Origin of the sequence: Amycolatopsis sp. EV170708-02-1, assembly GCF_022479115.1 — a bacterium.
Lineage (GTDB): Bacteria > Actinomycetota > Actinomycetes > Mycobacteriales > Pseudonocardiaceae > Amycolatopsis.
This window is the reverse complement of sequence record NZ_CP092497.1, coordinates 4,529,997-4,543,977: the sequence shown is the minus strand read 5'-3', so window position 1 is coordinate 4,543,977 and position 13,981 is coordinate 4,529,997. Positions and strand designations below refer to the sequence as shown.

At 65.7% G+C, this 13,981-nt stretch carries 12 protein-coding genes and 1 pseudogene; 5 read left to right on the top strand and 8 right to left on the bottom strand.

Going from position 1 to position 13,981, the window contains the following annotated elements:
- Nucleotides 1-268: 268 nt before the first annotated feature.
- Genes cas6e through cas3 form a run of 7 tightly spaced genes read right to left on the bottom strand, consistent with a single transcriptional unit; the run spans nucleotide 269 to nucleotide 7,581 of the window.
- Nucleotides 269-919 (bottom strand): type I-E CRISPR-associated protein Cas6/Cse3/CasE, encoded by a 651-nt coding sequence (gene cas6e / locus MJQ72_RS20610; RefSeq protein ID WP_240601001.1) that lies wholly within the window; start codon nucleotides 917-919, stop codon nucleotides 269-271.
- Nucleotides 910-1,587 (bottom strand): type I-E CRISPR-associated protein Cas5/CasD, encoded by a 678-nt coding sequence (cas5e, locus tag MJQ72_RS20605; RefSeq protein ID WP_240601000.1) that lies wholly within the window; start codon nucleotides 1,585-1,587, stop codon nucleotides 910-912. Before cas5e ends, cas6e begins: the two co-directional genes overlap by 10 nt.
- Before the next feature lie 16 nt (nucleotides 1,588-1,603).
- On the bottom strand, nucleotides 1,604-2,734 hold the full coding sequence (gene cas7e / locus MJQ72_RS20600) for a type I-E CRISPR-associated protein Cas7/Cse4/CasC (protein WP_240600999.1): 1,131 nt from the start codon (nucleotides 2,732-2,734) through the stop codon (nucleotides 1,604-1,606).
- Nucleotides 2,735-2,751: 17 nt separating this feature from the next.
- A complete protein-coding gene (gene casB / locus MJQ72_RS20595; RefSeq protein ID WP_240600998.1) occupies nucleotides 2,752-3,342 on the bottom strand; it encodes a type I-E CRISPR-associated protein Cse2/CasB in 591 nt (196 codons plus the stop codon).
- Nucleotides 3,339-4,925, bottom strand: coding sequence for a type I-E CRISPR-associated protein Cse1/CasA (gene casA / locus MJQ72_RS20590; RefSeq protein ID WP_240600997.1), 1,587 nt, complete (start codon nucleotides 4,923-4,925; stop codon nucleotides 3,339-3,341). The genes casB and casA overlap by 4 nt, the downstream gene beginning before the upstream one ends.
- Nucleotides 4,922-5,242 (bottom strand): hypothetical protein, encoded by a 321-nt coding sequence (locus MJQ72_RS20585; protein ID WP_240600996.1) that lies wholly within the window; start codon nucleotides 5,240-5,242, stop codon nucleotides 4,922-4,924. The genes casA and MJQ72_RS20585 overlap by 4 nt, the downstream gene beginning before the upstream one ends.
- Nucleotides 5,239-7,581: a CRISPR-associated helicase Cas3' gene (gene cas3 / locus MJQ72_RS20580; RefSeq protein ID WP_240600995.1), complete on the bottom strand. Its 2,343-nt coding sequence runs from the start codon at nucleotides 7,579-7,581 to the stop codon at nucleotides 5,239-5,241. The genes MJQ72_RS20585 and cas3 overlap by 4 nt, the downstream gene beginning before the upstream one ends.
- A gap of 1,883 nt (nucleotides 7,582-9,464) precedes the next feature.
- Between cas3 and MJQ72_RS45140 the strand changes: the two are divergent.
- Together MJQ72_RS45140 and MJQ72_RS20575 are read left to right on the top strand one after the other, a co-directional pair.
- Nucleotides 9,465-9,618: pseudogene (locus MJQ72_RS45140) on the top strand (IS1380 family transposase); the annotation flags it as partial.
- A 367-nt stretch (nucleotides 9,619-9,985) separates the two neighbouring features.
- A complete protein-coding gene (locus tag MJQ72_RS20575; RefSeq protein WP_240600994.1) occupies nucleotides 9,986-10,945 on the top strand; it encodes an AraC family transcriptional regulator in 960 nt (319 codons plus the stop codon).
- Between the two features lie 69 nt (nucleotides 10,946-11,014).
- Here MJQ72_RS20575 and MJQ72_RS20570 read toward each other — a convergent pair whose 3' ends face one another.
- Nucleotides 11,015-11,728 (bottom strand): type 1 glutamine amidotransferase domain-containing protein, encoded by a 714-nt coding sequence (locus MJQ72_RS20570; RefSeq protein ID WP_240601376.1) that lies wholly within the window; start codon nucleotides 11,726-11,728, stop codon nucleotides 11,015-11,017.
- Nucleotides 11,729-11,977: 249 nt separating this feature from the next.
- On the opposite strand from MJQ72_RS20570, the gene MJQ72_RS20565 reads away from it, so the two are divergent.
- The 3 genes from MJQ72_RS20565 to MJQ72_RS20555 are packed head-to-tail and all read left to right on the top strand — an operon-like array spanning nucleotide 11,978 to nucleotide 13,977.
- Nucleotides 11,978-13,012 carry a DJ-1/PfpI family protein gene (locus MJQ72_RS20565; RefSeq protein ID WP_240600993.1) on the top strand — a complete coding sequence of 345 codons (1,035 nt, stop codon included), beginning with the start codon at nucleotides 11,978-11,980 and terminating at the stop codon, nucleotides 13,010-13,012.
- A gap of 1 nt (nucleotide 13,013) precedes the next feature.
- A complete protein-coding gene (locus tag MJQ72_RS20560) occupies nucleotides 13,014-13,490 on the top strand; it encodes a nuclear transport factor 2 family protein (protein ID WP_240600992.1) in 477 nt (158 codons plus the stop codon).
- Nucleotides 13,491-13,500: 10 nt separating this feature from the next.
- The gene (locus MJQ72_RS20555) at nucleotides 13,501-13,977 is read left to right on the top strand and encodes a nuclear transport factor 2 family protein (protein WP_240600991.1); all 477 of its coding nucleotides are present in this window, start codon (nucleotides 13,501-13,503) and stop codon (nucleotides 13,975-13,977) included.
- Nucleotides 13,978-13,981: the final 4 nt, after the last annotated feature.

Here is a 13,981-nt window from a genome sequence, read left to right as displayed (position 1 = left end):
CAAAGGCTTGCTCACGGCGGCTTTGGCCAGTACGAGGGGCATCCTGGCGCAGACAGGGTGATCATCGTGTCGTGGTGGTCATTGGCACACGAAACTTCCCCGCACCGAAGGGTTCGGTCCCAACGAATCTGCAAGCCGTCGACGGACGGGCAGTTATGCAGGCAACTTTGCCCCGCCCAGCGGCGCCTTGCCTGTCGACTTGTAGTTGTTCCCACGCCGCGACCAAACAGGACGCAGTCCAGGAGCCATCACCGAAACCGCGTCTGCTCTACCTCCGCGCGGGCGCGAGGCTGAGGAGTCCGCATCCGTAGGCCTTGGCGCGCCCAATTCCGGTGACAAGGGCGTCGCTGAAGGCGGCGGGGTCGGTGATGACGAGGTGGCCGTCGTACCGGACGGGTTCGACTGTGATCTTCCCAGTCTCTGCCTTTCGTCCGGCGATGGTGGCCATCGGTGTCGTGGCGAGGTCTGGATGGCCGTCGGCCGCGGCGGGGATGACGAAGCCGTGTTGCGTGCCTTTTCGGATGAGCCAGTTGAGCTGGTCGGCGGGTTGGCGCAGTGGGAGCCGTTTGCGGGTTTTGCCCTCGAACCTGGTGGGGTTGGCGACGAGCCGGAAGGCGAGTGTGCGGCCTGGCGTGAGGGCGTCGAGGACTGGTTTGAGCGGGCGGACCTCGGGTTGGGCGGTGAGGTGTCCGGCGGGGAGTTTGGTCCAGTCGGGTTCGGTGTGGCTTTGGACGTACTGGGTGAACCCGTCGTGGTTGCTGTCGAGTCGCCAGAGGACGCCGTGGCCTTGGCGTTTGTCGTTGCTGGAGGGGATGTCGGGGTAGACGGACATGAGAGTGCGGTGCATGTCGTGGACGTTGGCGTAGTCGCGGCGGAAGGTGCGTGAGCCGATGTCGACGGTCAGTTTGCTCAGGAACACGAGGGCACTCCTGTGGTGATCATGTGGGGGGTGAGTGGTGTGTCGCCGGTGACGACAGTGCGTGCGGCGAAGCGGCGGTCGTCCTGGGCGAAGGAGATCGGGACGTCGTGCCGAAGCTCGGCTCCGACGGCGTCTGCCGGGCCGTCGAGGATGGTCCGCAGGCCTACGTCGAAGGCCGGCTCGTGCACGCGTTCGGGGTGCTCGAGCCACGGGTGAGTCCGGATGACGTGATCGAGGGGCTCGTTGCGGAGGCAGCAGACGAGCGGCCGAGCAGGGACGAAGGCACGCCGGCCGAAGCACAACGGCCACCTCGGTGTGTTGATGGCATCCCGCAGCGGCGCGAGCCGAGTCTCGGGCCCCTCCAGAAGCACCAGGAAGAGCGCGTCAGCGAGGTAGTAGCGCTCGCTGACGACGGTGCGATGTCCGGATCCGAGGGTGGTGGGGACGTTCTGCGCGGTCTGATAGTCCCGTTCGAGGAGTCCTTCGCGGTCGACGCGGACACCGAGGCGCAAGGCGGCCAGTTCCGCGATCCTCTTCTTGTCGTCGCGCTCCGCTCCGCTGGCGGCGGCCAGGAGCCCGACGACGCCGGATTTCGTGGGTTCACGGGCGGTGTCGCGAATGATGCCCGGGAGCGGGTCCCCCAGGACTGCATGGGGGCGTCGAAGCACAACGCCAGGGTGGCGGTCATGCGGTCGCCGCACCGGCCGCGGTCAGGAGACCGCTGGTGAACTGGTCGATGCTGACGGCGGTGTCGATGTGTTCGGCGTGGGGGATATCGCCGGTCACGGAGGCGGCGATCGCGGCGCGGATGCCGCTGTTGCCGTAGAAGCCGCGCAGCTGCTGGAAGTGTGTGGTGAGCCGGGTGGTGGACCCGGCTATGAGGTCGGCGTCGGTGACCGGCTTGAGGAAGGCGTTGGCGAGGTTCCAGGCGCCGGTCTCCCGCACGACACCGAGGAGGGTGCTGGGCATGGTGCGCGCGGCCGTCGAGTTCTGTTTGCCGCTGGGGACGGCGTGGATGAACGCGCCCAGCCATGCGGCCGCGGCGCGGATGGCCAGCTGGTCGTCGCCGGCGAGGTTGGTGCGGAGCCGGTCGAGGTCGAGGTTGGCGTAGCGGTAGTAGCAGGCGGAGTTGAAGTCGACGGTGCCGATCATGTCGGCGCCGGATTCCGCTTCCGGCTTGAGGTCGTCGACAGCGGTGTAGAAGTCGAACTCCGTAGCCACCGAGTGGGTAGAGAGAGCGTGCGCGACCTGGGAGGCAGCGTCGACGTTGAAGTCCTTGTTGTCGGCGATCATCCGCCCGAACAACGCCACATCGGCGACCCGGGTGGCGTCGAGCATGCGCTTGGCCTCGGCCGCGGCTTCCTTGCTGGGCTTGGCCTTCGCCGGCTTCTTCCCGTTCTTCCCTGCGGATGTGGCCAGGAGCGTGTCCCAGTTCGCGTCGCAGTAGTCGGCAAGGTGGGTGATCGCGATCCGGCCGACGAACAGCAGGTACTCGGTCAGTCCCTTGGCCTGGTCCACGCCGAAGCCGAGTCGTTCGAGTCCGGCGGTGACGACACCGGGCGCGGTCTCCGCGTCTCGGCCACGGTCCACGAGAACAGCGGCTGCATCGTTGCGGAGGCGTTTGGTGCGGACACCGGTCTCTGCTTCGTCGAGACCGTGCTTAGTGAACAGCTGGCGTGCGGACCGCTTCAGGCACTGGCTGGAAATACGGCCGCGGGTGCTTCCGCCGAAGGTCGCGGTCTTGGGCTGGCCGACGTCGTCGCGGTTGAGGTTGCTCACTGGGAAGGACTGCAGCAGGTGAAGCTCGATGATCACGAAGGTCTCCGAAAGGGTCAGGCCGAGGCAGGCGAAGAGGTTGTTGTGTCGTCGGTCGAAGCGGTAGTGGCTGTGTAGTCAGGGCTGTGGAAGTCGCGGGCCCAGCGCAGCCGGACCCGGTGGGCCGGATTGTCGCGGTAGCCGTCTCCCATCAGGACGACGAGATCGTCGAGGAGCGAGGAGTAGTTGACAGGGATGTCGTCACTGCCCAGCAGTCGGATGACCTGGCGCAGATGATGCGGCAAGACGTCGCGCTCCCGGCCTAGCAATTGCTCGAAGCGGCGGGCCGCGGCGGGCCCGCGCTTCTCCCGCAGTGCCCGCATCGAGGAGCCCAGCGAGCGGTGACCGCGCCTCGATGGCTGCGGATGGGTAGCGAACAGGCCCGCGACCAGAAGCCAGACTTCCTGCTCGGACTCGGGTGGATCGTGCCGGAACACGATCTCGTAGGCAGCGGTCTGCTGCCGCGGACCCGTCAGGCTGCGGCGCAGCCGGGCGAGCGCCTGGCGGCACTCGGATTGCCGTTTCGGGATACCGGACCTGGCTCCGGCATGCAGCGAGTAGAGGGCTTTGACGAAGGTGTCTCTTCGTTCAGCGACGGAGGTGGTCACTCGGTCTCATCTCTCGTGAGGTACTTGGCGGCTCGGGCGTCGAAGACGCGGGCAATCTTGGACAGCCGGTTCCGGAACACCGCGTGCTGCTTGCCGAGCATGCTGAGGTTGCGATCAGACGCCGCGACACCAGCTGTCCACGTCTCCGCGGCGCCCTCGGCGATCCGCAGAACCGCTCGCCGCCAGGCCGTGACGGCGCTCCGTTCCGACGCGCCTTGTAGCCGGGCGGTGTTGACCGCACGCAGGAACACCTCGAACGGCCGGGCCAGCGCCGGCCAGTAGGCGAGGTCGAGAGTGACGTCCGGCTCGGCGCGCATGTCTTTGTGGTACTCGCGTTGCATCCCGCGCAGCGCGGCTCCGGCTTCGTCGGCGAGTTCGATGGCGGTCCCGATCAGCCCGGCCAGTTCTTTGTCGGTCGCTCGGATCAACGCGACCGGCGCGGGCACCTCCTCCTCGAGATACCCCTCCACAACGGACGCGTTCTTATCGAGCTTCTGCCCGAACACGCGCAACGTGTAGACGGTGTCGTCCGGGATGTATCCGGCTTCGGTGAGATCGGCGATCTGTTTCAGGGCACGGGGTCGCTGTCGTGTCCGTTCCTCCTCCCGTGGATCGTGCAGCAGCAGTTCGACACTGTGCCGCCAGACCCCGCGAACCGGATGTAGCCGGATCGGCAGCATCGGAGTACCCGGCTTGATCTTCCCGTTCACCGCGCGGGGCGTACGGAACGCCGCCATGATCTCCAGGTCGGGCAGGCTGCCCTTCAGGCGCACGCCAGGCGTGAGGACCACCCTGGTGACGATCTGCTCGCCATCAACGACTTCTGGAATCAGCCTGATACGCCGGGACGGCCACGTCAGCAAATCGGTCCACCCCAGCGGATCACGGCTGCCCGGTGTGGGGAGAGGCGCGCCGCGCTCCCAAGCAGGAGCATCTTCCATGGTTGTCATCGGCGGCTTCTCGGCCTGCGGATCGTAGGAGACCGCGTTCAGCAAAAGGGTTTCCTTCAGCGTCCGTCCCTCAAGGAGGACGACCCCAAGGCTGCTGCACGGTGCGCGTTCCGAAGACTTGTCCTTCTCGTAAGGGGTCTTCATACCACCCGGGTCGAACGCCTGAGCAGTCACCAGCCACCGCGCCGCCGCAGTCGGTGACACCTCCACACGATCCGACACGACGGTGTGGTCGAACAACGTCGCGTTGTTCCCCACAGATTTGTGCGGGATCAGCTTCGCGACGGTACTGCCCTTTTCCTCCGGAAGTGCCGGGCATTGCAGGAACGGCACCTCAGGATGGAACAGATCGAACTCATGGGCCTCGAGATGACGATCAAGCGGGGCCACGCTGAACGCCTTGGCCGACCACAACTCACCCCAGTCGCCGCGGCGAGCCGGCCCGTAAACCCTGTGTAGCAGTGCCAGGAGCAGCCTATATAGCGCGGCGGTCATCGGTGGGGTCTCTCCCACGATCCTGCGGATCTCGTGTGCCTGCAGCAGCACATCATGCAAGCTCACGTCCTCGCGCGTGCCATCGAGGCGAACGACAGGGATCCAAGGTTCGACGCTGAGGTCGAAGGGGGTCGTCATGTCTCCTCGATCGCATAGACGCCGAACTGGTCGTGGTAGGCCAGCGTGTAGCCGCCGACCTCGCACCTGTTGTCATCGAAGACCAGTGCGCGGTGCTGGTTCAGCCACGGATCAGCCGCGAATTCGGACAGCACCTCACACTCCAGTAAGGCGTGCACCACCTGCCGGGGAACGTTCTCCGGAGCGACAAGGACAGCAGCTGAATCCAACAGCTCCTCCGATCCGTCACTCCATATCGGACGTGGCACACCTGCGGAGTCGCGGCGGAACAGCACCACGCGGACCGACCGTTCGACGTCACCTTCGTCGTCCGTCATCTCCGGCTCCCCGACTGCTTTCGTGTCTGCTTGGTACTTTTCGGCCGTTCAGTGAGCTCGGCGAGGTCCTCGACCGCGTGCGGCATAGGCAGATACAGCGTTCTGGCGGCCGCGCTGTCTCGCTTGCGCAGGGCTCGGAGATGCTCCTCTTCCTTTCGCCAGGCATCGGTCCACCCCTGGGGGCACTCGACCTCACCTCCGTAGACCTGATCGACGAGGTGTGACACCTCGGCGGGTGAGTCGATGTGCGGCCGGTCACGAAGCAGAGCCCACGTGCGCATCAACGCGATCGGCGCGTACACGTTCCGTAGATAAGGCGGAAACTGCGGCCCCTCCTGACGGTCGGTGACCCCGGTGATGACCAGGCGGAGCGGTCCGCGTGACTGGTCACGTCGATGCCGGTGGATCCGGCCGGCCCGCTGAATCAGCGCATCGATCGGAGCAAGATCCGTGAGCATGGTGTCGAAATCGAGGTCGAGACTCTGCTCCAGCACCTGCGTACCGATCACGATCGCCCGCTGCGGCCGGACACCGTCCTCGCCGAAAAGGTCCCTTAGCTGCTGCTCGACGTCACGGCGCTGCCCTGCGGGGAGCGTGCCATTGATCGCGATAAGCAGCTGCCTCTCGACTTCCGGAAGCTCATCGATCCGCTTCTTCAAGGAGTCGTAGGTTTTGATCGCCCGCCGCACGAGATTGTGGACCACCGCGACACAACGGTCCTGGCTCGCCTCATCGAGAAGCCAGTTCACGATCTTGTCGTCGTCGACACGGCTCAGGTGAATCCGGCGGTCCTTGTTCAACTTCGAGACCCCCGCAGAGTGTTCGGTGACACCGGTTTCCGTGGCGACCGTGACGCGCGGGTAGGACACCGTCGAGAGCGCCGCGGGAATCTGCTGCGGTGGCCATCCGCGGCGGCCAGCCTGCCAGGCCGCGATCAGCGCGTGCCTTCGCCCGGCCGGGAGCGTCGCCGACAGCAGGATGACAGGAGTGCCGAGCGCGCCCAGCCACATCAGCAGCCGCTCCAGCAACGTCGACATATAGACGTCATAAGCGTGCACCTCGTCGAACACGACCACCTTGTTCGACAACGCGGCAAGACGAACGAACACATGCCCGGAACGGATCGCGCCCTTCAACACCTGATCGGTTGTCCCACAACCAAGCCGCGCCAACAGACTCCTCTTCCGCGTAAACCACGATCGCGCCGCAACATCGTCGTCGCCCGCGTCCCGACCGACGTCCGCCGGTTTGACACCGGCGTGCACCAGATTCACCGGGGTTTCATCGCCCAGCTCGTGCAGCATGGACTGGATCTCCAGCAGCATCTGATTGCTGGTCGCCTGAGTCGGCATCGCGACGTAGAAGCCCGACACCCCGAGCTGTCTCACCATCGACGTCGCAGCCTGCAGAGCCGCCTTCGACTTCCCCTCCCCCGTCGGCGCCTCGACCACCAGCAGAACAGGCTCCGCCAACTCCGACGTCACCCGCTCGACAACCTGTTGAACAGGACGAGGTGCACGCCGGAACAACGTCTCGAAGTCCGCCTGAGCCGGAGGCGACCACGGCGACATCCCCGACCGTGCGACCGCCTCGTCAGCCTTCGTGTCACACGTCTCCGCGTACACGCTTAAGTCGGCGCCAGGCTCCAGGGCCGGGAAGTTGCTGCTATCCGAGGCCACCCAGTCGCTCACGGCGGTCAGCGCCGCCAACCCGACCGCCGCAGGCAGCGACATTCTCAAATCCCGCCACTCAACAAGGCCGGGCTCCGGCACGCCTCGGAGCCTGATCACGTCAAGAACCAGCGCCGTACGCCACGCCGCCCACTTCTCTCCGCCATGCGCGTTGCGCTCACCACGCGCCTGGCGAACTGCTTCACCGGCAGGGAAATGACCGTGATGCCCGCCCAAGACCTCCGAGACACGCAACGCCGGGCCCTTGGCCGCGCCCCAAGACTCCAGCATGCCCCTGACATGCAGGGCGGTCAGGATCCCGTGTGGCGCATCTACCCGTCGCCCCATCCCAGCAGGCTTACGGACCATGTCGAGATCTTCGATCGCCAGCCCCTCGAAACGCTTCACCGCAAGCTCGTAGACCAACGCCTGGAAGTCAGGCGCGTACTTCCCGATGTCGTGCAGCCCGCACAAAAGCGGCACCCACGAACGCGACAGCGCAGGGTCGGGGAAAATTTCGGCGAGATGTGCTCGCACGACCCCGCCCAGCATGACGTCCACCAACCGCTGGGCAACCGCGGCAGTATCCAACGAATGACAAATCAACGGATGGCAACCACCAAGCTCCGAAGACTTGCCCCATGGCACAACCGTCCCAGGCAACGCCACGCCCAACTCCCCCACCTCACACCAAACTTTGCGTTGCTCCCCTGACGAGGCTGGCCACTTTAGCCACCGTCGAACCCTCCGCGAATCCACCCCTCCCTCAAGAGAAATACGCGTAAATCACGCCCATAAGCTACGTTTTCAATACGCTCGGCTAAGTCGCACTTCAGATTAAGGACAAATCGATCTCTCCCAATGCTCCGCCGGCACCATTCTTGGACAACCTGAGGAAAGTTCACATATATGGTTGGGGTTGACTGGACACCAGGGAGAACAGCGGCCACGCTTGACAGGCTCCAACCCAAGGGTTGGGGCGATGACAAGAACCACATGGCGTCGTCCCCGCGCGAGCGGGGGTGCCCGGCGATCGTTTCCGTCCACTCCGGATGCCGGGTCGTCCCCGCACAGGAGGGGCTAATCCGTGACCCCGGATAGCCCGCCTTGTCGTGGCACTGTCTTCCCCGCGCGAGCAGGGCTGGCTCCGCCTCCGACAGGCAAGCCGGACCGCCTGATTAAGGATTATGATCCGACGTGACTGAAACCAGACTGAATAAAATTCGCCACTACGATTTTCAGACAACCAGGTCAAGTAGTGTCTTCCCGTGTAGGCGGGGCTGGTCCCAGCGTTGGTCGTGAAGGAAGCTAAATGACCGGGCCTTCCCCGCACTAGCAGGGCTGGTTCCCACTGCGACGGCACCACCTGCACACCATTGACGTCTTCCCCGTACGACCGGGCTACTCCCGACCGCGACAACGGGAACTGGTTCTCCCCGCGCGAGCGGGGCTGGTCCCCGCCCAGTAACTTCGGTCGGCCAGGTGGACAGGTTCTCCCCGCGCAAGCGGGGCTGGTCCGCTGCCGTGGTCATCGGTGGCCAGCCCGAGGTTGTTCTCCCCGCGCGAGCGGGAATGGTCCGGCCTCGTGCACGGCCTTCACCGCCTGCACGACGTTCTCCCCCGCACGAGTGGGAATGATCGATCCCCCGAACAGCCGCACCTCTTTGATGGGGCGTTCGTTCTCCCGCGCCAGCCGGGCTGGTCCTGGCGAGCCTAAACGTAGATCAGCGTGTTCGCGCGGGCGGCTTCCATCGGCCTGTGATTCGGCATCAGCCTGTCCCAGCACCGGACTGCGCAACAGGGCCGCTGCATATCGGGTGGTCTCCGCGAACCGATTGGCGCGAACCCAGCTCGTCTCAGCGACATCCCGAAGCTGCACCAGCCAGATGCCACCGCCCAGTCAGCCAACGACGCAGCAGCCGCACCCCCTGTGCCACCATCACCGAACACCACAAGTCTCATCACAACCCCGCCAGCCGCTCTCAACACCTATCAGCGACACTCTCGAATGACGTCGGGTCGGGAAAGCCGTCCGGAGCGCCCACCACTTGTTCACCAAGCACGTGGACTTCAAAGCGCCCGAGGTCGTAGCCTCCGGCTTCCCACGCCATGTCACTTGTTTCCACGCGCCACTCACGCCCAGTGACACGCTCCCTCACCAGCCAACCCAGCCCGTCCACCTCCCTGACCTTCACGTCACGCCGCGATCGATCACACAACAAGCACGACAATAGAACACATGTTCGCATCCGGCTCCGCGAGGGCGGCGACCGAGCGATGCCTCTGGCGCCGGCGCGCCCCGGAGTCCGGCCGCCAGCAGGACAAATCAGTGCCAGGTCCATCCGACGTCAAGTCCCTCGGGGCGCGATGTCGCTTTCAGCCACGGTGACGCTCCATTCCGCACGAGGCATTAAGGTCGTCAGAGGTCACGGCTTCGGATTCTTGACGCTGTCGCGGTACATCTCGAGGAAGGTGCGGCCGCGAGGCCGACCACGTGCCGGTCGGTTCGCGGTCCGCTAAATCCCCGACTTCAAGACTGAAAGAGCAAGCCGTCCGACCAGGCCACGCTGCTCGACGCATGGTGGCACCAAGCGTTCTTCACCACGGCTGACCAAGGCCCTCAACATCGTCACCGCGGACAAGACCCACCTGGGGCACGCGGTCATCGAGCAGGTGCATGCCGACCTGAAGTGCTCCGCCGCGGCAGGTGTTCACCGCCAACTCGGCTTGCCTGGCGCCGAACCGGCACCTCAGACGAACGCCATCTTGTCGATGATGCAGCGTTCCTCGGAGATGTGTGCGGGTTCCGCTTGAGTCTGCGTGCGGCTACTTCCCTCCCCAGAAGCGAAACCCTAGGGTCCCGGGAGTACCGAACCCAGCATCTCCTTCCGAACGCGAGCGCTCGCTTCACCTGATCTTGACAGCGGTCTCGGCCCCGCGAACGTTCAGCCAGTCCTCGACTCGCCTGATGGAGCCCGGTTGACCAAGCCCGGTTCTGGGTAGCTCATGGTGACCCACGACACATAGACTGCCGGGTGCGGCACTCGCGCAGCCCCGGCAGCTGGGAGTACCAATGTCAACGCAGATGGAACACCTGCTCACGACGGGTGACTTGATCTCGGAGCTGGCCGCCCGGGCACCCAAGGTCGGCGGCAATGACGGTGGTTGGCCCGGTTTGACGATCTACCGTTTCCACGAGCCGACCGAACCGACGTGGGAAGAGATCCAATCCCTGTCGATCGGGATCGTGGCGCAGGGTCGCAAGGCGGTCATGGTCGAAGGCAGCAGGTATGTGTATGACCCGTTCCATTACCTCGTGCTGAGCAGTCATCTGCATTTCCAGGCCCAGATCCTCGAGGCCAGTCCGCGCAAGCCGTTTCTGTCGTTCGTGCTGCAGGTCGACCCCGCGCTCGTCAAGAAGGTGTCGACCGACATGCTCGATCGGCGCACCGCCGCGGGCTTCCCTCCGGTTCGCATGCCGAACAACCCGGAGAAGGGCTTGGTGTCCGCCCTGGACGCGGACTTGATGTGCGCGGTCATCCGGTTCCTGCAGAGTCTGAGCACCGGCGCCGATCGGCGGGTGCTGTCACCCATGCACCTTCAGGAGATCGTGTACCGGGTGCTGCAGCGCGAACAGTTCTCCAGGTTGCTCTATATCGCCGCCAAGCAGTCAGGGGCGAACCCGATTTCGGCTGCCCTCACCTTCGTGCGCGAGCACTTCTCCGAGCCGATCACCGTCAACGACATGGCCGAGCAGGTTTCGTTGAGTCCCTCGTCGTTTTCTCATCTGTTCCGCGAAGTCACCGGGCGCCCGCCGTACCAGTTCCTCAAGGAGATCCGCCTCGACCGGGCCCGTGAGCTGCTGATCGAGGGCCGGCTCAGCGTCACGGACGTGTCGCGCGCCGTCGGCTACTCGAGCGCGTCGCACTTCATCAAGGAGTTCCGGAGCCGGTTCGGCACGACGCCCAGGGCCTATGTGGACGCGCAGTCGCTCGGTGAGCAATTGCAGAGCGCGCGGACTCAGCCTGAATGACCCGAACGGCCGGCGGCGACGAGCCGCCAGCACGGCCAGTGCCGGCGGCTCCCACCAAGTAGCTTGGTATCAGGCGGTGGTCGAGGCGACCGACGCCAGCAGCGTCTGCGCGAGGGGCAGCGACGATGCCGGGTTCTGACCCGTGTACAGGTTGCCGTCGACGACGACGTGGGCCTGCCACGGGGCAGCGCTGGACTTGAACGCGCCGCCGGCCGCGATCAGCCGATCCTCGAGCAGCCAGCGCGCCTTCTCGTCGAAACCGACCTGGCCCTCCTCGACGTTCGTGAATCCCGTGACGCGGCGGTCCCGGAAGAGCCAGCCGTCCTCGTCGACGGCGGGCAGCAACGCCGCAGGGCCGTGGCAGACCGCGGCGACCGGCTTGTTCTGCTCGGTGAAGTCGACCAGGAGCCTGCCGAAAGTCGCCGAGACGGCCAAGTCCTCCATCGGACCGTGCCCCCCGGGGACGAACACCAGGTCGAAGTCGTCGGCGCTGACCTTGTCCAGGTCTGTCGGCTTGCTCAGCTGGCCGTCGATGGAGTCGAGGTAGGCGCGGAACCGGTTGCCCGGCTCGTCGGAGCCGCCGTTCATCGCCGCGCTGAAGCCGGCCTCGTCCGGAATGGGCTTGACCGCGCCGGGGGTGGCGATGGTGAGGTCCAGGCCGGCGTCGGCAAAGACCTCGTGAGGCACAGCGAGCTCCTCGGGCCAGTAGCCGCACGGGTGCTGGGTGCCGTCCTTGAGTGTCCACGAGTGCGATCCGGTGACTGCGAACAAAACGCGAGCCATATTGTTCCCTCTCTCATTGGGGCGGTCCTCCGGCTGGAGAAGCCACCACGTTAGGGCGATTCCTTCCCAGGCGAGCAGGTCGAAGCAGGTTTGCGACACAAGTTCGTCGTAGTGCGATACCGGCTTCGGAAAACGCTTGAAATGGGCACACATCGAACAGGAATGAAGCACTGCGGAGCTCTCTTCTGGAGTTGTCTACGGGGCGTGATGGCAGTCACGGACTGCGAGAAACGACCGAAGGAAACCCTGATGACTCGAATTGCCTACCTGGTATCGAGCGCTTCTGAGATCACGCTGGCCGACGGCACGAAGCATCCGACCGGGTACTTCGCCGAGGAGGCGCTGAAGCCCTACGAGCGGTTCGTCGCCGCGGGCTTCGACGTCGTCGTCGTGACTCCCGACGGCGCTGCCCCCACGGCCGACCCGTACGGCCTCAGCTGGTTCTTCCATTACCCCGACGCGGACCAGGACTATCTGAACGCCGTGGTCCGGACCTTCGCCGTCGACCCCGACGACATTCGGTTCACCCTCCACCACGCCACCGAGCTCGGCCTGGCGGCCGCCCGGCGGGTCGCCGAGGTCCTGCAGTCCAAGGGCCTGTCACGCCACGAGGCACGCGGGCTGGTGAGCAAGGCGGCCAAGCTGGCCTGGCGCCAGGACCGCACCATCGCCGAGGTCTTCTCCGGCGACGAGTTCGCCGGCCGGCTCACCGACGCCGAGGTCAAGGAAGCGGTCGCCGCCCAGCGTCGCGACAGCGAGCGGCTGGCCGCCGAGCGCAAGGCGGAACTCGACGCGATCCCGGGTTTCCAGCGGCCGGTCGACCTGCGATCGCTGAGCGACGAGGATCTGGCCGGCTTCGACGCGGTCTTCGCCCCAGGTGGCCATGGCCCGATGGTCGATCTCGCCGACAACGCCGACATCAGCCGGCTGCTGGTCGCCCTCCACGAGAAGGCGGCACCGATCGCGTCGCTGTGCCACGGTCCGGCGCTCCTGCTCTCGGCCCCCGAACGCGCGGACGGTCAATGGCTCTTCGACGGCTACCGCATGACCTGCTTCACCGACGAGGAGGAGGACCAGACCGAGCCGGGCCGCCTGGGACTGCCCTGGTACGTCGACACCGCCCTGAAGAACGCCGGGGCCGTGTTCGACGACGGACCGTCGGCCTGGGTCAGCCACGTGGTGGTGGACCGGCACCTGATCACCGGCCAGAACCCCGGATCCACCGAGGCCGCTGCCGACGCCGTCATCAAGGCGCTCCGGGGCACCGCGGTCAGGGCGGCCTGACATGTCCCTCCTCCGCAAGATCTTCACCAGGAAAGGCAGCGATCCAGTGACCAGCCTCGGCTCAGATCCAGTTGTCGGGTTTCTCGACACGCTCGGCCGCGGGAACGTCGAGGCCGCGATGAGCCTCGTCGACACCGATGTCCGGGTGACCGTCTACGGACTCGGCAAGAGTGGCGGCTCCGCCGACGTCCTTCGTGAGGTCCTCGATGACCTCGTGCGCGCGTTCCCCGATCTGCTCATCACCACCAAGCGCGTCCTGCGCACCGGGAAGGTCGTGACCGCCGAACTGAAGGTCGAAGGCACCCAAGGCGCCGACTACGCCGGCGCGATCAATCAGGAGAAGCACCTCGACCTCGACGAGGCGTGGCGCTTCGCGGTGGCCGACGGCCGGATCGTCGCCGTCGACGCCTACTGGTGCCAGCAGCAGCTGTACCGCCGCCTCGGTGTGAAGCGGTTCGACCAGATCGCGATCGTGTGAGGACCACGCCATGACCATCACAGCCAACGACACCAAGACCGCGGCGGACTACGCCGCCATCGTCTCGGAGTTCTTCGACCGGTACCGCGCCCACGACGTGCACGGGATGGCCGAGCGCTGCGCGATCAACGCCGACTTCTCCTACCCGCCGTTCGAGGTCTGGGGAAAGCAGCGGGTGCTGCGAGCGGACGGCAAGGTCGGCACGGTCGGCAAGGCGATCTGGGCCGGTCTGATCCAGGCGTTCCCGAACCTGTCCAACGTCGTGAACTCCGTGGAGGCCAACGACGAGGGTGACGTGATCGCCCAGGTCGACATCGGCGGCACCCAGCAGCAGGCATGGGGGTTGATCACCCCGGCCGGCAAGACCTACAGCGAGCCGCATCTCTTCATCTTCACGGTGGGCCCCGACGGCCTCATCACCTCCATCACCGGCTACTGGAACAACGCCGGTATCAGTCAGCAGCTCGGCCACAACGAAGTGGACTAGGAGA

Bases quoted from the DNA above. Each gene is read 5' to 3' on its own strand.
- MJQ72_RS20585 (WP_240600996.1), bottom strand. From the start codon at position 5,242: ATGACGGACGACGAAGGTGACGTCGAACGGTCGGTCCGCGTGGTGCTG.
- MJQ72_RS20575 (WP_240600994.1), top strand. From the start codon at position 9,986: ATGTCAACGCAGATGGAACACCTGCTCACGACGGGTGACTTGATCTCG.
- MJQ72_RS20560 (WP_240600992.1), top strand. From the start codon at position 13,014: ATGTCCCTCCTCCGCAAGATCTTCACCAGGAAAGGCAGCGATCCAGTG.
- MJQ72_RS20570 (WP_240601376.1), bottom strand. From the start codon at position 11,728: ATGGCTCGCGTTTTGTTCGCAGTCACCGGATCGCACTCGTGGACACTC.
- MJQ72_RS20555 (WP_240600991.1), top strand. From the start codon at position 13,501: ATGACCATCACAGCCAACGACACCAAGACCGCGGCGGACTACGCCGCC.
- casA (WP_240600997.1), bottom strand. From the start codon at position 4,925: ATGACGACCCCCTTCGACCTCAGCGTCGAACCTTGGATCCCTGTCGTT.
- MJQ72_RS20565 (WP_240600993.1), top strand. From the start codon at position 11,978: ATGACTCGAATTGCCTACCTGGTATCGAGCGCTTCTGAGATCACGCTG.